This window comes from Paraburkholderia sp. SECH2, from assembly GCF_030464795.1.
Classification (GTDB): Bacteria; Pseudomonadota; Gammaproteobacteria; order Burkholderiales; family Burkholderiaceae; genus Paraburkholderia; species Paraburkholderia aspalathi.
This window is the reverse complement of the sequence record NZ_JALPRH010000006.1, coordinates 54,574-72,960: the sequence shown is the minus strand read 5'-3', so window position 1 is coordinate 72,960 and position 18,387 is coordinate 54,574. Positions and strand designations below refer to the sequence as shown.

Below are 18,387 nucleotides of genomic sequence, written 5' to 3'. Positions count from 1 at the left end.
AGCGTCATAGCGAAAACACGACCTTTTCAACACTGTCGTAAAAGAGTTCGCCCTCACGCGTTAACGACGCGCTGCGCTTCGTGCGCAGGAAGAGCCGCGCGTCGAGCTGGGCCTCTAGTTTCTGCACGTTGCGGCTAACGGAGGAACGGCCGATTCCAAGGCGATCGGCCGCGCGTGCGAAGCTGCCAGCGTTGACAACGGCGAGAAAGGAAACGACACCAGCATAACTGGTCGCAAAGCTGCTTGCGAACGGGTCGTCGGCGCCGGTGATTGGGGGGCGTGATGGGTAGTCTGACATGGAAGCGCGAATCGTGAAGTCCTTACCGATTAGACGTATCTGCGCTGCCAGTCGTGACAGTGTCCCCCGCCTTTTAAGGCGGATCGGCGTTCAGCCGTTCAAGTGTGCTGCCGCGATGCGTGCGAGCTTGTCAGGGTTGCGCTGCACGAGTATACGGACGATATGCTCGCCGTCTGTTTCGAACGATTGAGCTGATTCGAGTTTGCCTTCAATAAAACGCAGTAGCGCCCATCGACCGTTGAGCACAACGAGCTTGACGCTGAGTTTGCTGCCATAACGCAGCGACCACGCATAAAAAAATTGTGCGATGCGCCGGCCACCTGCCATCGGCTTCGGGAAGCTCGCGACTTTGCCGCCGCCGTCGCCAATCAGCATTGCGTCTTCGACCAGCAACGCGTTGATCGCAGGGAAGTCGCAGCGCTCCAGCGCCTGAGCAAACGTCTGAAGTAAACGCATCTGCGTCTCGCGTGGCACCACGTAACGTGGGCGTTCGTCGCGTAGTTGCGCCTTTGCACGGCTTACCAGTTGGCGGCAAGCCGCCTCAGTCTTGCCGATGGCTTGCGAGACTTCGTCATAGTCGGCGTCAAACACCTCACGCAGCAGGAATGCTGCCCGTGCTTCTGGCGTCAGCCGCTCGAGCAGCATCAGAAAAGCCACGGAGACGTCATCGGCGCGTTCCGCGGCCCCCTCTGGCGTAGCCGGGAAATCCGTCATTTCAGGTTCAGGCAGCCATATGCCCGTGTAGTGTTCGCGTTGAATCTTCGCCGCACGCAGACGATCGATGGACATTCGTGTCGTGACCGCGACCAGCCACGCCTCCGCGTTGTCGATGGTTTCACGGGCCGCCGAATGCCACCGAAGCCAAACGTCCTGCACGACATCTTCGGCTTCCGCAACCGATCCGAGCATTCGATACGCAATCTTCTGCAATCGCGGGCGGAGCCCGTTAAAGGTATGTGCGTCGTCGTCCATGAACAGACTTCCCCTCGCGTTGAAAGCACAAGCGCTGTCAGAATAAATTACTGACGGTGGCAAGGGCAAGTAATCCAGTGGACTGGTAGCTTCTCGAAGATAAATCATCGCTTTGCCTCTATCGGGATGCCCGAAGCAGATCCCGTACTGAGCGGCCTACTAACGGTGCAGCAGCGAAGAACGTCGTCGCCCGACCACAACTCACTACAATTCCAGTACATAAACAACGCGGCGATCTGCATGTCGCTGAAGTAGCCTTGCAGACTCCGCCACACGGTATCCGGAACAGACTGCCGGACTACACCTGCGAGATGTTCGGCCCAGGAAAGCACTGCTTGCTCACACGGAGAAAACACATCGGCGCGACGCCATGCTCCGATGTGCTCCACCTTCGCCGCGGGCACCCCTGCCCTACGCGCACGTCGAAGATGATGTTGAACGCACAACAAACAGCCGTTGATTTGTGAAGCGCGCAAATCAAGAAGCGCGATGAGACGTTCATCAAGCGTATCTGCTGCATCGAAGTATGAAATATTCAGCGACGCCGCCACGTCATGATGCAGTCGGGGCATGGGGGGTTGATTCATTTTTCTCTGACCAGCCAAATAGAATGACCCATGGTGGGATTCGATATGCCCTACTTCGCGCCTGCCCGTCCTTCCTCCGGCGAGCGTTTCGATTGCGGCGTTGGCTCTTTAACGGGGCCGACGGCTTCGCTCATTTCCTGCCGATAGCGATGAACGTCGCGCGTGACAAAGCCGGTTTCGCGGCTGGGAATATCGAACCACTCGGGGTGTCCGAAGGAACGGCGGATATCTTCGAGGCCGCTCGTCCAATGCTCGCGCATCGTGCCTTTGCTGAACTCATAGTCCTTGTAATGTCCCTCGAACGCTTTGTTCTTGTAGATCAGGTGGAAGACGTTCACCGCACTGCCGTCTGCCGCTTTCTGCGCATCCCGAAGTAACGGGTGCGTAAGCCGGACCTTCTCTGGAATGTGCTCAAGCAGTGCCTTGATCATCTGCGCGTGCTTCTGGTTCTGCGACATGAAGGCCGTGATCGCTCGTGTGCGGCTCGAATATTGAATGTCTTTGGTACGCTCGCTGATGTCCAGAAAATCACCTGGCAGCTTACCTCGCGAGCTCCACAGATCGACCTGGAAAACGAGCGTGTCCTTATGCTGGCTTTCTCTGATAATCTCGGTGAGGGGGGTGTTGGAAACAAGCCCACCGTCCCAGTAGAACTCTCCATCGATTTCGACGGCTGGAAAGCCCGGTGGCAGCGCACCGGACGCGATGAAATGCTCCGGCGCCAGACGCATTGTCGAATTGTCGAATTGTCAAAATAGACAAGATTGCCCGTTCGCACGTTGACCGCTCCAACGGACACGCGAATGTTTCCGTCGTTGATGCGATCAAAGTTTGCGTATCTCAAGAGCGTCTCACGTAATGCCGAGGTGTCGTAATAGCTGACTTGATCAGGACGTTTTTTTCCGAGCGCGGCGAAAGGCATATGCGCACGTGGGGAGAAAAAACCCTCCTGACCTTCCAGCAGCGTGCGCGTTGCAGCCCACGCGCTTGACCACCTGCGCCCCATATCTTCGAAACCCGGCCATGCCGGAAAGCGCGCGCTTGCGTGCGAGAAGAAATCCGCGGGTTGACTGATCGTGTTCCAGAATCCACGCAGTGCCTCCACCCGATCCGCAGGTGCGTTACCGGCGATGATCGCAGTGTTCAGCGCGCCGATGGACACACCGGATATCCGGGTCGGCTCGACACCGACTTCGGCAAGGCCTTCATACACGCCGGCCTGATATGAGCCCAGTGCGCCGCCCCCCTGGAGTACCAGTCCGATTTCGTCATAAGCGGGAAGCTTCAGATGGTGGGGCCTTTGTAGCTGGTTACGCTGGCTCGCATACATGTTCGTCTCCTTACTGCATGAACCAGCCGTGGCTGACCACGATAGATTGTCCGGTGAGCGCGTTCGATCCGAAGCCCGCCAAGAATGCAACCGTGTTGGCAACGTCAGCGAGCGACGTGAATTCGCCGTCGACGGTCTCCTTCAACATCACGTCCTTCACAACCTGCTGCTCGGAAATTCCGAGTGCTTTTGCCTGCTCAGGGATCTGTTTGTCGACCAGCGGCGTTCTGACGAACCCCGGGCACACGACATTCGCACGCACACCACGCGAACCACCTTCTTTCGCAACAACACGAGCGAGACCGAGAAGTCCATGTTTGGCTGTCACATAGGCGGACTTGAGCTGCGACGCCTCATGCGAGTGAACCGAGCCCATGTAGATCACCGCGCCGCCTTTGTTGGACGCATACATGTGCTTGATCGCGGCTTTGGTCGTAAGAAACGCGCCGTCGAGGTGAATGGCCAGCATCTTCTTCCAATCGGAAAATGCGTAGTCTTCGATCCGGTTGACTATCTGAATGCCGGCATTCGAAACGAGGACGTCGAGACCGCCAAGCCGGGTTACCGCCTCATCGACACCCGCATTGACCGCTTCCTCGCTGGTCACATCCATTGCTAAAGCGATAGCTTTGCCGCCGTTCGTCACAATATCTTCAGCGACCTTGTGTGCGTTCGCGAGATTCAAATCCGCAATCACGACCGTTGCACCGTCTGCCGCGAGCTTGCGCGCGCACTGTTCTCCAATACCGCTTGCTGCGCCCGTAACGAGCGCGACCTTATCAGTCAATGCCATAAGTCCTCCGTGAGAGATTACTGGTTAACTGCGAGTTTCATTGCCTCGGCGGGTGCAAGATAGTCATAAGCCACCTCACCGACATCGAGCGTGAGATTGGCAATAACGTGGCGCGCACCGATTACCTTGCGAACCGGCAGCTCGGCGACCGATGCAAGTGCATGCGGATGCAGCTCGAGCGCGGCGGGTCCTTCCCACGCGCCGATCACTTCGACATCACGCAAAAAGAAGCGCACCAGCTCGCAAATGCGCACCGAGCCGTCGACGTGCGGAATGACCTTGAGCAGATAGTTAGGCGTGTTGGCGAGCTTACGGCGCTCGGCGCCCGTATCGAGTGCGCAATACTTGTAGCCCATCGTTCCGGTGGCGATACGCTGTGTCCCGTAGTCGAGCGTGCCGAGCAACGTGTCCTTGCCATCGACGCACAGTTTTGGTGAAGCGAGCTTCTTCGGAAATCCCCAGATCTCCCGTCCGCCAGCAATAGGACCTTCGTCGTCGAGATACATGGCATGCGTGAAGTTCGCGCGATTTCCGTCCTCATCGAGAACCGAGATCACCTGACCACTTTCGGTGTAGTCGCCGAAGCCCGACGAATCGGGCATGCGAATGAACTCGTAATGAACGATTGCGTTGTCGACCGCAAGGGGTTCAGGCACGACGGCCTTGAGTGCATCCATGTCCGTCTCGTACGAGATGATGAAGTACTCCCGGTTGACAAAGCGAAAGGGAGGACGCGGATAGGCCGGATTGTGCACGGGCATCGCAAAGGCATTCTTGCGGATATCGTCTTCTGTCATGGATCGTTGCTCGGTTGGTGAGGTACTGCGTAAGAAACATCGCAACAGCTTCATTTGTCGCGACCGTCCGGACAAATCGTAGATGTGGTCGTGGAACGGCAGTAGCCCTATGAGGGAACTCACCGTGTTGTCGCGGTAGCAACAATCAACAACACAAGGAATGTTGGACAAAAGACGAAGTCATTCCGAAGAGCGGCCCATTCGCCGTATTCACCATCGGCTTGAGCTACTTCGACAGATGCAGTGACTTCGATAGCACGACGCCCCGCTGTGGGCTCACCAGCCAGATGGCGCGGATATCGACATATAACCTGGAGGTTCTTGTCGTGATGTCGGTAGGCTCGTCATCGGTAGGATCGCTGTGATCGATCCTGTCGCTGAGATAGGGTGGCGCCAGGCGGCCCATGAGAACAATCGCGTAGTCGCCATTCGCTTCAGCGTACGCAGCCCGCGATAGCGTCACGCGTCCGCGAACCGTGGTCTTGTTACTTTCGCCGGATTCGAGTTCAACCATATCGATATGCTGAATGAACCCTTTTGCTCTCGCTTCCGGCGCGACCACAAGCCTTCGACCGCTGGGTCCGCTGATTGTCTTTTTGAGGAGGATGCCTGTGTGATTGTCGTCAACGGACAAATCCACATTTACCGTCAACAGGTGCTTCTCGGCCTGATACCTCATCCCATACTGGACGGGTACAACAAAAGTCAGGTCGCGATCGAGATGGGCTACCGTCAAGTCGGTATTGTGGCGCTGCCTGCCGGTGGGAATGCGGATCAGGCTCAGGACATGATCGCCCAAGGAAGGCGAGTCGGCACTCATGTGCTGAATCACCATCCTGTCCCGAATGGCAACCGGGTCGTCGCTTACGAAATGGCGCCCTGAAGAAGAATCTTCGAAACCGGAGGCTTCAATGTCCGCCGCACGCGTCACTGCGGCCGAATTTGCTTGTGTTCCGACTTCTGCCAGCATCAACACACATACGAAGGCGCGGGCGGCGTTGGATAAGACTCGTTTGGATTTCAGATGAAACACGGTAATACCCCTCGTATTCCAACACGGGCTGTCGCAAAGCCATGCTGGTTCGATTCAGATGCGCGACCGATCCACCGTGGCTCCCACCATTGCTCCAGCCGGCAAACTCATGTGTTTGATGGTCAGTGAAACAACCAGACAATAACGACCACAACCTGCCGGGTTTCGAAACGAGTCCACCGCGCTGCGCACGGTCGAAGGGTGGGTAGCGGCAACATATCGCTCGCAAGTCATCGTAGGTTCAACGCCCGTATGCTGGTAGATAGTTAGAGGAACACGTAGCGTTTCCTTTACGGCAACAATTCTCGCTGCCGCGACACTTCGCAATGCGCGTGGATCTCAGCCGCGTGGCGCGCTTTGAATTTCCGGTATTGAGAGGCTTCCCGGTAAGCCGGTTTTGTCAACGTGTGAACTACAGGACGACGTTAGCCTCCTGGTCCGGCATGGGAGCCAGATTGGCGTCGCCGAGCATCTCCCTCAATTCGCGTTCTACAGTCCGACAGAGCATTGAAATTGGCACATCGTTGGCCCCTCCTTCAAATGGGTTTTCAGTGCTCTCTCCGACCTGCTCAAGCGAGGTGTACATCCACGAGACGATGACGCTAAAGGGGACGACAAGCCAAATCATGTTGCCGTGCATGAAACCAGTAACTCCGTCGTTAAGTTTGTTGAACTCCTGCAGTAGGCCAAATGGAAAGAGCAGGCAAAAACACCGCACGAACAACATATTAATTGTTGCGTACTGACGCGGATAAGGAAAGTTTTTGAGTCGCTCGGCGCTCGCTTGCTGATCGATTAACTCCCTGAGTGTCCTTTCCAGTTCCATGTAAAAGCTAACGCTGATCTTCCCAGAAGCGAGCAACCGGCTGATAGCCGCGCCTTGCAGGCTTAAAACCTTTGTGGGTCTACTTGTACTCGACAAAACCTGCTTTGTTTCTGCAGGGGGCAGGTACGAAGGGAGCAGATCATGGATTCCAATCTCGCGCTCAGGAATAACGTAGAAGCGCCGGTATTCTGCGTTGAACGGTTTGTCAGTACTTTCCCAGACCCGCGGCTGCCTGAGCTCATAACGCAAGGCTGTGAGCCACGCCAGATGCCGGTACACCAGTTCTTTCGAAACCTCGGCATCTGCAGGGAAATCCCGAGCTATCACGCCCCAAAGCCGACTCGTGCCCAGGATCGATGTCCAGATATGTTGCGCTTCCATCGCCCGATTGTATGTCTGGACGTTTTTGAATCCCACAATGAACGACGTGGCGGTGCCGAGCAGGACGATGACGCTTAGCGGTACGGATAACCAGGTTAGACCCAACGTTTTATAAAGAACAACGGGTACCGATCCGCAGAGAAGAAGCCAATAGATCTGCCTTCTGGTCCAGACCAGGAACTCGGACAACTTGTATGATTTTCCCAGATGCATGACGAATTGGAAGTAAGCAGATTGCCAAAATTGGAGTGAATAACCCTGTAGAAATCTGGGGCCTGGCGCGCTTATCCGAGGGCGGACTTCAAATGCACCGGTATATAAGACGTTCCAGACATCAGTTTTGTGACAGGGGAATCACCACACCCCCAGGAGGGCGCTACAGAGCAGGTCCCGGCTGTCAGCGGTTGCCGGGATGCTGCCTTGAAGCGGCATATCGGTCGACCTAAGGCGTATCGGCCGTATCTTCCCGGGCAAACATGGGTGCTACGTGAGACACCCAATGCGCCGGCCGCCGTCAAAATGGTTCGGCAATGGTCCTTGGGCTACGGGCGTTCCCGAACTGAAACATGAGCCATGCAATCGAAGCGGCTATGTGCGTCAGCGAAGCGCCTTTAGCGCGGTAAGGTAAGCGGTGCGCTCGGCCGTGACCAATCGGCGACCTTCAACTTGCGGGCGGAGGATCTGTTCGAAGAAAAGTCGTTCGTCCACCGTGAACTGCGTCGCGAGAATGTCGCCGAGCCGCGGAGCCCAGGGGTGCGGCGCGCTGCCAAGCAGCACGTCCCAGGAGGTGACCGCGGCCGGACGGACATCAATGTGGAACTCCATATGAATATCCGCGAACCCCGCATCCAAAGCGAAGCGGACCAGATCGCGTTCGCTATAGTTGGCAATCGGACTCGCAGAAATTTTTTCCTCGGTATCGGGAAACTGAGCGGATTTCCAGCGATGCAGCAGGTGGAAGAAGTTGTCCCCTGCTTTCTCGGGCAAACCTTCAACGATTTTCCGCAGCGAGCTTGCTTCGATTGCATCGTCGCGCAAAATCGGTTCGGCGATCGATAGCCGGCCACCGGGCTTGAGAATCCGATGAAATTCCCGCAGGGCGGCCATCTTGTCCGGGACATACGCGAGAACGGCCCGTGTCGTGACTGCATCGACAGCGCCATCCTCAATGCCATCGAGTGATTCGGCGGAGCCTTGGATGAAGACGCACTGATCCTGGATGTTCCGCTGAACTGCGAGTGCTTCAGTGTGACGAAGCAGAGGTGCCGAAATATCCGTCATAAGCACGCGCAGCGATGGGCCTATGCGGTCGATCGCGCTTAAACCGATCAGCCCATCGCCGGTACCGATGTCGGCGAGCGTCATGCCAGGGGCAAGCCTCGCGCCGGCCAGAACGCGGTCCACATGATGTTTGAGTTCGACATGGAGAGCTCGTTCGTGCCCTGGGTCATCTCCGTGCCGGATATGTAACAGCCAATCGGACCACACATCGGATTGCAGCTGGGAGTCGGAACTATTCATGTGGAAGGACGAATCTCGATTGGATAACGAGGTGTGTCGAATGACCAAAGACTCGAACCTCATCCCGGATCAGCCGACCAGCAGTTGAGCGGCATCGCCGTCGGCGCATGAATGTTAGGGACGCTACCTTATGAGAACCTGAAGGACCTGCTGTCGGAGCGGGGAAACGCTTGGGAATGTCTGTCTTCGGACTGAGGATAGACAAAGGGGTCAGCGCTATGAGAGGCTTCGCATCAAGCCGATCCGACGGCAAGGCGATCCGCACGCTGCGACGTTGACCATATCGCCCGGCCTTTGCTGCAAGTGGGTTGGGAAGCCGTCGTTCCAGCACGGCGATCCTTCAAGAAAATGAGAGCTAGAACGTGAGTGAGTGGGAAGCCGGCAGCATTGATGGTATTGCGTACACGTACGGCTATTGCGACGAACTGGATCCGCTACGTCTTAGACTTCCGTTGCTACAGTCGGGAATCGCCCCTCCGACCCTGCGTACCGCCTGCGAGCTAGGATTCGGCCACGGCGTCAGCGTGAATATCCACGCAGCCGGGTCAACTACAAGATGGTTCGGTACTGACTTCAACCCGTCTCATGCGAGCTTTGCCCAGCAACTGACACAGTGCGCAGGATCCCAGGCAAGCTTGTTCGCTGAAAGCTTCGCAGAATTCTGTAGGCGAGACGAATTGCCGAAATTTGATTTCATCGGCATGCATGGTATCTGGAGCTGGATTTCCGACGAAAATCGCGCGCTTATTGCCGATTTCATTCGACGCAAACTCAATGACGGCGGCGTCGTGTATATGAGCTATAACACCCAGCCCGGGTGGGCCACGATGTTGCCGGTGCGCGAATTGATGAACTGTCATTTCCAGGTGAGCGCGCGGTTGAATGAACACGGCGGCGTACCCGCCGAAACGCAAGTCCAGACGCACATTGCTGCGGCGTTGGACTTCGTGAAGTCCGTGGTTGCAACGCAACCCGGCTACGCAGTGGTCAACCCGCAGTTGGCTGAACGTGTCGACGCATTGCCCAAGGAGAACACGCACTACCTCGCGCACGAATATTTCAATCGTGACTGGCAGCCCATGACTTTCTCGCAGGTCACATCATCGCTTGCCGCGAGCGGTTTGACTTATGGCTGTTCTGCTGACTATCGCGATCACGTTGACGAGATCAATCTCAACCCAGCTCAACGCGCCTTGTTGGCGGGCGTTCCAGATACCGCTTTACGTGAGACCGTACGGGACTTTTGCATCAACCGGTCGATGCGGCGAGATTACTGGGTCAAAGGGAGCCAAACACTCGGTGAGGATGCGCAGCAGACGGCGCTGCGCGCGCATCGCGTCATGCTGGCGCTGCCGAGGGCTTCGGTCCTGCTGAAGATACGCGGTGCGCTGGGAGAAGCGACGCTACCGGAAAGCTCATATGGTCCGATCCTCGACGCGCTTGCCAGCCATCAACCTGCACGCCTCGTCGATATCGAAAACAGCGTCCGCGGACGCGGGATTACGCTCCCCTTCATCGTCAAGGCCGTAACGTTGCTAGTAGGGGCCGGGGTGCTGCTGAATGTACAGGAAGAGGCGCACATCGAGCTCGCTCGTCCGTCATCGGACAGGCTGAACGCCGCCATTTGCGAGCAGGCGCTCCAGCACGGGGACGTACAATTCCTCGTCAGCCCGGTGTCCGGATCGGGTGTTTTGATTCCCCGTGTGCCGCAGCTCTTCCTGTTGGCGAGGCGACGTCATTTAAGGGAACCCGCACAGTGGGCCGAATTCGCCGAAGCTGCTTTACACACGAGCCTCACGCCGGCTCATGCCATGGAAGGTGTTGCCGTTAGCCCGCTGAACACCCGCGACGATCTGATTGCGAAAGCGAATCGCTTTGCTGAAATACACCTACCGATATTGCAGGCACTGGGAATCGCTTGAGGAAGCGATACGGTCGGCAAGCGGATCGCGCTAGCTCCATGACCGCGTCCGCTCCAGCGGACAATCGGGCGTTCGGCCAACGCGATCGCCGCGGAATTGCTTGCGGCGACCACATCATCCGGCAATCAACACACGGCCGTTACTGCTGGTCGTCTGTCGGTACAAAGGCCATGCCGTGCGGACTGGCCAGATTGGTCACCAGAGGAAGGACTGCCCCGCTACGCAAATCAAGTTGGCCTACATAAGCCGGCACCGTCGGCGTGCTACTCGTAGCGGCCACGCCCGTTGATGCGGAGAACGCCTCGTCGCGCTGCCAGACATTGGCACTAATCTTGTACACCACGTTCGCCTTCGTATCGGACACGAGCAGATAGCCCCGTCGCGCAGTGGCGAATACCGTGTCGTCAACCTGCACGTTGCCGAGAAGCGGAAGATATTGCACTCGCGGCTCATCGCCCGACAAGCGCAACAAGACAAGCTGACCATCTCCCTGATCATCGAGCAGCACATCACCCGACGGCGTCAACGTCATCGAATCCGGATCGGTCAGGTTGAGGGTTGCCACCGTGCCAAACGGAATGTTGCTGGCGTCCAGTGTGCCGCGCATTACCGGAGTGACGTCGATCGTGTAGGTGTTTGCATCAAGGTGCACAACGCGGACAATCGCGGGCCCCATATTCTTGCCGCTACTGTTAAGGGTGGGATTGGACGCGCTGAAGTAGGCCTGGCCGTCCTTGAACACGATGTCGTCGTAACCGCCGCCGTGCAGCGTCTTGCCAAAGGAATACGGTTTGGATGCCTGGCCGGTTGAGGGATTGATGATGACGAGGTTTGGATTCGCATCCTCATTCTGCATCGCCCAGATCTCTCGCGTGTACGGATTGACCTTCAGGCCATCGTTGTGTCCCGCGACCTGGTAAGTCTTCACGACACTGCCGTCTGACGAGTATTCAACAATCGCGCTCATCGCGCCATTCGAGCCGTCGGGGGCGCCGTTGTTCGCATAGCCGACCCAAACGTGACCATCGAGTACGGCCAGTGAATCCGGTGCGCTCATCAACCCGCCGGAACCCGCTGCGAACACAGTCAGGCTAAAACCCGGAGTGACGATCGGCTTCGCCGAGGTTTGCGCGTCGGCACTCCCGGCCGCGAAACAGAGAGCGGTGAACGCGAGCGCGGTGCGGCTAAAAATGCGGCTTACTGCGTGAACAGATCGAACGCTCGGCATGTTTATCTCCTGAAACATTTATACGGGGTGGAAGGCAGGGATACCGACATTTGCGAGGTAGCCGGTGATTAAACGTAATAGATAAAAACATGCGCGGATGACTGAATGGTGACGGCTCGCAATGCGATGAGAAACCTTATGCCAACCTTAAGAAAGGGACGCCTCTATCAACACTCTCTTTTGGCCTTTTCTTAATTCTCCTTATGAGATCCTTAAGAAGATGGAAATTTTGAAAAAATATACTGCTCAAGCACTCCGAATCGAGGCCGATAGACAGAACGCAGTACACACGTTTTTCTACTGGGAGATTTGAATGTCCATTCAGGCAGTCGGTCAAAGCACCGCACAAGCGCCGGCCTCATCCGCCGCGTCGACATCGGGTTCAGCGTCGAGCGCGCCGGCATCGAGCACGAGCGCTTCGTCGGCTACGGGGTCGAGCACCAGCACGTCCGCTTCGTCAGCGTCGTCGTATACGGTCAACATCAGCAGCGCCGCACGTGCTTTGTTGGCCGAAGCAAGCGAGACGTCAGTTCAGACCGCGCAGGAAGCAGGAAAGGGCGATCAACAGGCGCAACGCCTGCTCGCCAAGGAGGTCGCAAACAAAGTGCATTAACGCCCCCCGGGAGTTCAGCCTGAAGGTAGGGACCGTCACGCCGGATCGGCGGCGGTCCAACAGAATTGAAATGCGTGCTGGGATGGCACGCTGAGCATGGAAGAGCGCGCCAGCAGTCGAGCACTGGCAGTTACGCTGCCGACCGCGCTCAACCTATCGATTCGCGCTCGAACATATCGCCTTTCGCGCGCCGCTCCGCCAGCCAATGCGACAAACGGTCGAACCACAGGTGCACAACCGGCGTCGTGAAGAGCGTCAGCATCTGCGAAACGATCAGGCCGCCGACAATCGCGATGCCGAGCGGGACACGCAGTTCCGCGCCCGCGCCAGACCCAAGCGCAAGCGGCAGTGCGCCAAACAGCGCGGCAAGCGTCGTCATCATGATCGGCCGGAAGCGCAGTACGCACGCCTGACGGATCGCCTCGCGCGGCGATAGGCCTTGCTCACGCTCGGCCACCAGAGCGAAGTCGATCATCATGATCGCGTTCTTCTTCACAATACCGATCAGCAGGATGATGCCAATCATCCCCATGATGGAGAGATCCTGGCCGCACAGCATTAGCGCGAGCAATGCGCCCACACCCGCCGAAGGCAGCGTCGAAATAATGGTGAGCGGGTGAATCGCGCTTTCGTACAGGATGCCGAGGATCAGATACACCACGACGAGCGCGGCCGCGATCAGATACGGTTCACTGGCAAGAGAGGCCTGAAACGCCTGCGCTGTGCCCTGAAACGACCCCGTCAAGCTGTCGGGTTTGCCTGCCGCGCTTTCGGCCTGATGAATCGCCGTCACGGCATTGCCGAGCGATTGCCCCGGCGCCAGATTGAACGAGATCGTCACAGCCGGGAACAGCCCCTGGTGATTCACCGAAATCGGCGACACGTTGTTTTCGATTTTCGCCAGCGTATTGAGCGGCACCAGTTCGTTCGTCAGCGGCGAACGAACGTAGAGATGCGCGAGCGCATCGGTGGTCAACTGGAAGCTCGGATCGACTTCCTCGACGACGTGGTACTGATTCAGCTGCGTGAACAGCGTGGCAATCTGCCGTTGGCCGAATGCGTCGTACAGCGTGTCGTCGATGGCTTGCGCGGTAATGCCGAAGCGCGAGGCGGTACTGCGGTCGATCACGAGCGTCGCGCTGGTCGCGGCAGCTTGCTGATCCGAAGTGACGTCTGCGAGTTGCGGCAGCTTCGACAGCTTGTCGGTCAGCACGCCAGCCCAATGATTGAGTTCACTGATATCGGGGTCCTGCAGCGTGTACTGATACTGCGCGGCGCTGATACGGCCACCTACCTGAATATCCTGGCGGACCTGCATCGACAATGAAATGCCCATCACCTTCGCTAACTGCGGCTTCAGACGATTGAGCACCTGCGCGGCGCTGTCCTTGCGCTGACCGAACGCCTTCAGGTTGATCATCACGCGGCCCTGGCTCACGGTCGGATTCGCGCCCATCCAGTAGTAAACGTTATCGACCGCGGGATCGGCTTCGATGATATTGCCCAGTTGCTGCATTTTCAGAGACATCGCACGCGGGGAGATGTCTGGCGCGGCCTGCGCGACACCCATGATCAACCCGGAGTCTTCCTGCGGGAAGAAGCCCTTCGGGATCACGACAAACAGCGCGATCGTCGCGACGATCGTCGCAATCGTCACGCCAAGCATCAGTTTCGGCCAATTCAACACCCAATCGAGACCTCGCTCGTAACGCCGCTCCACCGCGACAAAGCCTCGTTCGAGCCAGGCTTCGAGCTTGCGCATCCGCCCTGTGTCATCCGGCTCAGGCAAACGTATCAGCCAGCCGCATAGCATCGGCGTGACGGTCAGCGAGACCAACGCCGACATCAGGATCGCCGCGCTCACTGTCACCGCGAATTCGCGGAACAGGCGTCCGACAATGCCGCCCATCAACAGGATCGGAATGAACACCGCGATCAGCGAGATCGTCATCGAAATAATGGTGAAGCGCACTTCCATTACGCCGAGCAGCGCGGCTTTCATGCGCGGCACGCCTTCTTCGACATGCCGCATCACGTTTTCGATCACGACAATCGCATCGTCCACCACGAAGCCCACCGCGATGGTCAACCCCATCAGCGACAGATTGTCTAGGCTATAGCCGAGCAGATACATCACGCCGAACGTAGCGACCAGCGACAAAGGAATCGTCAGGCTCGGGATAATCGTCGCCCACACGTTGCGCAGAAACGAGAAGATGACCATCACGACGAGTGCGACCGTCAGCATCAGCGTGAACTGCACGTCGTGCACCGACGCATTGATGGTTTGCGTGCGATCGCCCACTACATTCAAATGCGCGGCGGCGGGCAGCGTCGCTTCGAGTGCTGGCAGCTTTGCCTTGATGTTGGCGATCGTCTGCACGACGTTGTAGCCAGGCTGCTTGTGAATATCGAGGATGATCGCGCGTTCGTGCTGAAGCCATGCGGCCTGCTGGTTGTCTTCGGCGGCGTTCAGAACGGTGCCGAGATCGGATAGGCGAATCGGCGCGCCGTTCTTGTACGCGACCACCAGATCGCGATACGCCGAGGCGGTCGTGATCTGGTCGGTGGCATTGAAAATCACCGAGCGATCCGGCCCGTTCAGGCTGCCCTTGGGTGCATTCACCGTCTGCAAGCCGACGATCGAGCGCACGTCTTCCAGCGTGAGGCCGCGTGCGGTGAGCTTGTCGGGATCGAGCTGAATACGCACGGCGGGCCGCTGCTCGCCGTGGAAATCGACGAGACCCACGCCTGGCAACTGCGAGATCTGCTGCGCCAGATAGTCCTCTGCGTAGCTGTCGAGTTGCGTAAGCGTGAGCGATGGCGACGTTAGCGCGAGTGACAGCAAGGTGAAGTCCGCCGGGTTGACCTTTTCATAGGTCGGCGGATTCGGCAGATTCTTCGGTAGGGTGCCGCCCGCCGCATTGATCGCTGTCTGCACATCCTGCGCCGCGCCGTTGATGTCGCGCGACAGATCGAACTGCACGGCGATGTTGGTGGTACCCAGCGAGCTTGACGACGTCATCTGCGTGATACCCGCGATCAGCGAGAGTTGTCGTTCGAGCGGCGTCGCTACCGAAGTCGCCATGGTCTCGGCGCTTGCACCTGGCAACTTCGCCACGACCTGGATGGTCGGGAAATCGACTTGTGGCAAGGGCGCGACCGGCAGCATGAAGTACGCCACCGCACCCGCCAGCAGCACCGCGATGGCAAGAAAACTGGTCGCAATGCGCCGTTCGATGAACCGTCCCATCAGGCTCATGACGGATTGTCCTGGTTAGCCTGACTGCCCGCCGAGTCTCCGTTGACCGGTGCCTGGGCCACCGCCGGCACCGTGGTGGCCGCCACATGCACACCTGGGTTCAAACGGCTTTGTCCATCGAATACAACGAGATCCGCGGGCGCGACACCGCTGCGAATTTCCGTCATTCCGTCGACCGTCACGCCGATTTTCACCGGACGCATCTGCGCCGCGCCATTCGCGTTGACCACGTATAACTGCGTGCCATTCTGCGTGTTCACCACCGCGCGGCTCGGCACGGCGACCCGCTGCGTATCGGTACGCAACAGCACGCGCGCATTCACCAGTTCGCCCGGCCACAGCTTGCGATCCTTGTTGGTGAAGGAAGCCTTGAGTTTGATCTGACCGGTGGTGGGGTCGACCGTACTGTCGATGAACACTAGCGTACCGTCGGCGAGCGCGGTGCTGCCGGAACGCGTGGTGACGTTCACCGCCAACGGTGCGCCCGCCTGATTGGCGAGCAAGTCGGGGAGCACGTCTTGCGGCACGGAGAACAGCACGGTAATCGGCTCCATTTGCGTGACGGTGACGATACCGGTCGTGTCGGTGGGATGCACGATCGCGCCGATGTCGGCCTCGCGCGCGCCGACGCGGCCGGTGAAAGGCGCGAATAGCGTGGTGAAGCTTAGTTGCAGGCGATCGCTCTGCACCAGTGCTGCGTCTGCCGCTACAGTAGCGGCGAGCGCTTCGACTTGCGCCCTCGCGGTGTCCACGGCCTGGGTGGTCGCCGCGCCAATGCCGACGAGCTTCGAGTAACGGGCGAGATCGAGCTTCGCGTTATCGAGCGAGGCCTGGTCCTTGCGTTGCGCCGCTTCCGCTTGATGCAATTGCGCAGTGAGCGGACCCTGGTCGAGTTGGGCGAGCAACTGCCCTGCCTTCACGTCCTGCCCTTCAGTGAAGGACACGCGCTGCAACTGGCCATCCACACGCACTTTGACGTCCACGGTATTGAGCGCGAGGACCGTACCCACCGCAGCCACGCGAATCGGAAAATCCCGGTTCACCGGATGACCGGCGTTGACCGGCACCGCAGCTGCGGGCTTCACGGCCGGATGCCTCGGCCATAACCACGCGACAAGAATCACCACAAGGACAGCGAACGCCACCACGAGCGGCGCGCGACGGCGCGCGCGAGGCGCCTCGTAATTCGGACTATCAGCAGGATTCATGAGCGGGAAGGCGTAGAAGTGGAAGCGGTGCTGCTATCGGTCACGCCGAAGCCGCCGCCGAACGCGCGAAACAGGCTCACCGAAGCTTGCAGGCGCGCGAGCCGCGCCTGCACCAGCGTGTCTTCGGCTTGATAGAGCGTGCGTTGGGCGTCGAGTACGGTCAGAAAATCGACGGTACCCAGCTCGTATTGGGCTTGCGCGAGCGTGGCGGCTTTGCGGGCAGCGTCGGCGGCGGTCTGGTCGGCGGCCTCCGCGAGCTGCTGCTGTTGCGCCGCCGAGAGCGAGTCTTCGACGTCCTGCAGCGCAGTGATCACGGCCTGCCGGTAATCGGCGACGCCCTTGGCTTCGGCGGCCTGGCTTGCGTGCAACTGGCCGCGCAACGCGCCGCCGTCGAACAGCGGCGCGGCCAGTGACGTGGCGAGGCTCGCAAACGGACTCGACAGGAAATGCGAAAGGGACTTGCTGCTGAGCCCACCGTCGGCGGTCAGCACGATGTTCGGCAGAAAGGCCGCGCGCGCCGCGCCGACGCTCTCATTGGCCGACTGCAACTGTGCTTCTTTCGAGCGGATGTCGGGGCGTGTTTCCAGCAGGCCGGCCGGCAGATTCGGACGCGGCTGGGGAATGGCGATACCGGCGAGCGCGGTGTCGTTGACCGTGAACTGCTCAGGCGCGGTGCCCACCAGCACGGCGAGCGCATGCATGTTGGTGTCCAGTTGCTGTTGCAGCGCCGGCACCGCCGCCTGGAAGGTGGCGAGCGCATTGCGCTGCTGCTGCACCTGCAGCTCGGTCGCGACGCCCGCCTCCTGTTGCGCGAGCAACAATTGCAGAATGTGCGCGGCATCGTCCGAGATGGACCGTGCGATCGCCAGACGGCGGCGCAGGCCCTGCACCTGGAAATACGTGTCCGCCACCGACGCGGTCAGCGTCAACGCCACTGTATCGCGATCGAATTCGGACGCGCGCGCAAGCAGGTCGGCCGCGCTGGCGTTGGCGGCGTTGAAGCCCCAGAAATCTACCTCGTAACTTGCTTCGGCGAACAGGCTTTGGGTTTTGGTGGTCGAGCCACGGCCTTGGTGAGCGCGGTCGAAAGTGGCGCCGAGCGTCAGCGACGGATACTGCAGCGCCCCGGCCTTTTCGGCGTTGCCGCGCGCCTGCTCTACGCTCGCGATGGCGGACGCCAGCGTGAAGTTGTTTTGCAGACTGCGATCGACCAGCGCATCGAGCGCGGGGTCGTGATATTCGCGCCACCAGCCGCTCTTTACAGGAACGGTATCGGCGAGCGAAGCATTCGCCGCGCCGTCGAAGCGCTGCGCGAGCGGCGCAACCGGCCGCTGATAGGCCGGCACGAGCGAGCACCCAGCCAGAACCGCGACGCCGAGTGCGCAAGCGGCACATGCGGCAGCACGCAGGGCCCGATGAGGCGCACGAGGACTGACGACGCGCGAAAAAGGCGCCGGACGGGACAGCCCTGACATTGGAGAACACTCCGGCAACATGGGAATGTCGCCAGAGTAGTCAGCGGGTCCTGTCGGCGCTTTCGCCCAATAATGAAAAAAATTTAATGCGCCGCAACACGCCGTCGGAGCGCGTATCCACGAGGCCGTCCAGGTCGCCGC

13 protein-coding genes and 2 pseudogenes are annotated in these 18,387 nt (G+C 59.0%); 1 reads left to right on the top strand and 14 read right to left on the bottom strand.

Annotation, left to right across the window (positions count from 1 at the left end):
• Positions 1 to 7: 7 nt before the first annotated feature.
• From M0D66_RS13320 to M0D66_RS13280, 9 genes and pseudogenes are all read right to left on the bottom strand, one after another.
• A pseudogene (locus tag M0D66_RS13320) lies at positions 8 to 298 on the bottom strand (LysR family transcriptional regulator); the annotation flags it as partial.
• A gap of 90 nt (positions 299 to 388) precedes the next feature.
• Positions 389 to 1,270, bottom strand: coding sequence for an RNA polymerase sigma-70 factor (locus M0D66_RS13315; RefSeq protein WP_266210866.1), 882 nt, complete (start codon positions 1,268 to 1,270; stop codon positions 389 to 391).
• A 104-nt stretch (positions 1,271 to 1,374) separates the two neighbouring features.
• The gene (locus M0D66_RS13310; RefSeq protein WP_266210865.1) at positions 1,375 to 1,857 is read right to left on the bottom strand and encodes a carboxymuconolactone decarboxylase family protein; all 483 of its coding nucleotides are present in this window, start codon (positions 1,855 to 1,857) and stop codon (positions 1,375 to 1,377) included.
• Positions 1,858 to 1,907: 50 nt separating this feature from the next.
• Positions 1,908 to 3,187 (bottom strand): annotated as a pseudogene (locus M0D66_RS13305) (DUF3734 domain-containing protein).
• Positions 3,188 to 3,197: 10 nt separating this feature from the next.
• A complete protein-coding gene (locus M0D66_RS13300; protein WP_266210864.1) occupies positions 3,198 to 3,980 on the bottom strand; it encodes a 3-hydroxybutyrate dehydrogenase in 783 nt (260 codons plus the stop codon).
• A gap of 17 nt (positions 3,981 to 3,997) precedes the next feature.
• Positions 3,998 to 4,777, bottom strand: a complete 780-nt coding sequence (locus M0D66_RS13295; protein WP_266210863.1) for an acetoacetate decarboxylase — start codon at positions 4,775 to 4,777, stop codon at positions 3,998 to 4,000.
• A 226-nt stretch (positions 4,778 to 5,003) separates the two neighbouring features.
• Entirely contained in the window at positions 5,004 to 5,810 is an 807-nt protein-coding gene (locus tag M0D66_RS13290; RefSeq protein ID WP_266210862.1) for a hypothetical protein, read from the bottom strand.
• 412 nt (positions 5,811 to 6,222) lie between these two features.
• Positions 6,223 to 7,230: a bestrophin family protein gene (locus M0D66_RS13285; protein ID WP_266210861.1), complete on the bottom strand. Its 1,008-nt coding sequence runs from the start codon at positions 7,228 to 7,230 to the stop codon at positions 6,223 to 6,225.
• 384 nt (positions 7,231 to 7,614) lie between these two features.
• A complete protein-coding gene (locus tag M0D66_RS13280; protein ID WP_266210860.1) occupies positions 7,615 to 8,538 on the bottom strand; it encodes a class I SAM-dependent methyltransferase in 924 nt (307 codons plus the stop codon).
• Positions 8,539 to 8,900: 362 nt separating this feature from the next.
• Between M0D66_RS13280 and M0D66_RS13275 the strand changes: the two genes are divergently transcribed.
• Positions 8,901 to 10,460, top strand: a complete 1,560-nt coding sequence (locus M0D66_RS13275; RefSeq protein WP_266210859.1) for a class I SAM-dependent methyltransferase — start codon at positions 8,901 to 8,903, stop codon at positions 10,458 to 10,460.
• Between the two features lie 139 nt (positions 10,461 to 10,599).
• Here M0D66_RS13275 and M0D66_RS13270 read toward each other — a convergent pair whose 3' ends face one another.
• From M0D66_RS13270 to M0D66_RS13250, 5 genes are all read right to left on the bottom strand, one after another.
• Complete coding sequence (locus M0D66_RS13270) at positions 10,600 to 11,688, bottom strand: hypothetical protein (RefSeq protein ID WP_211708363.1); 1,089 nt, start codon at positions 11,686 to 11,688, stop codon at positions 10,600 to 10,602.
• Positions 11,689 to 12,021: 333 nt separating this feature from the next.
• Positions 12,022 to 12,171, bottom strand: a complete 150-nt coding sequence (locus tag M0D66_RS13265; protein WP_167378331.1) for a hypothetical protein — start codon at positions 12,169 to 12,171, stop codon at positions 12,022 to 12,024.
• 278 nt (positions 12,172 to 12,449) lie between these two features.
• Positions 12,450 to 15,563, bottom strand: coding sequence for an efflux RND transporter permease subunit (locus M0D66_RS13260; protein ID WP_266210858.1), 3,114 nt, complete (start codon positions 15,561 to 15,563; stop codon positions 12,450 to 12,452).
• The gene (locus M0D66_RS13255) at positions 15,560 to 16,771 is read right to left on the bottom strand and encodes an efflux RND transporter periplasmic adaptor subunit (RefSeq protein ID WP_266210857.1); all 1,212 of its coding nucleotides are present in this window, start codon (positions 16,769 to 16,771) and stop codon (positions 15,560 to 15,562) included. Before M0D66_RS13255 ends, M0D66_RS13260 begins: the two co-directional genes overlap by 4 nt.
• A complete protein-coding gene (locus tag M0D66_RS13250) occupies positions 16,768 to 18,246 on the bottom strand; it encodes an efflux transporter outer membrane subunit (RefSeq protein ID WP_266210856.1) in 1,479 nt (492 codons plus the stop codon). The genes M0D66_RS13255 and M0D66_RS13250 overlap by 4 nt, the downstream gene beginning before the upstream one ends.
• Between the last annotated feature and the right edge of the window lie 141 nt (positions 18,247 to 18,387).

Excerpts from the sequence above, each read along its gene's own strand:
- M0D66_RS13315 (WP_266210866.1), bottom strand. The coding sequence starts at position 1,270 with ATGGACGACGACGCACATACCTTTAACGGGCTCCGCCCGCGATTGCAG.
- M0D66_RS13310 (WP_266210865.1), bottom strand. The coding sequence starts at position 1,857 with ATGAATCAACCCCCCATGCCCCGACTGCATCATGACGTGGCGGCGTCG.
- M0D66_RS13300 (WP_266210864.1), bottom strand. The coding sequence starts at position 3,980 with ATGGCATTGACTGATAAGGTCGCGCTCGTTACGGGCGCAGCAAGCGGT.
- M0D66_RS13295 (WP_266210863.1), bottom strand. The coding sequence starts at position 4,777 with ATGACAGAAGACGATATCCGCAAGAATGCCTTTGCGATGCCCGTGCAC.
- M0D66_RS13285 (WP_266210861.1), bottom strand. The coding sequence starts at position 7,230 with ATGCATCTGGGAAAATCATACAAGTTGTCCGAGTTCCTGGTCTGGACC.
- M0D66_RS13280 (WP_266210860.1), bottom strand. The coding sequence starts at position 8,538 with ATGAATAGTTCCGACTCCCAGCTGCAATCCGATGTGTGGTCCGATTGG.
- M0D66_RS13270 (WP_211708363.1), bottom strand. The coding sequence starts at position 11,688 with ATGCCGAGCGTTCGATCTGTTCACGCAGTAAGCCGCATTTTTAGCCGC.
- M0D66_RS13265 (WP_167378331.1), bottom strand. The coding sequence starts at position 12,171 with ATGTTGACCGTATACGACGACGCTGACGAAGCGGACGTGCTGGTGCTC.
- M0D66_RS13260 (WP_266210858.1), bottom strand. The coding sequence starts at position 15,563 with ATGAGCCTGATGGGACGGTTCATCGAACGGCGCATTGCGACCAGTTTT.
- M0D66_RS13255 (WP_266210857.1), bottom strand. The coding sequence starts at position 16,771 with ATGAATCCTGCTGATAGTCCGAATTACGAGGCGCCTCGCGCGCGCCGT.
- M0D66_RS13250 (WP_266210856.1), bottom strand. The coding sequence starts at position 18,246 with ATGTCAGGGCTGTCCCGTCCGGCGCCTTTTTCGCGCGTCGTCAGTCCT.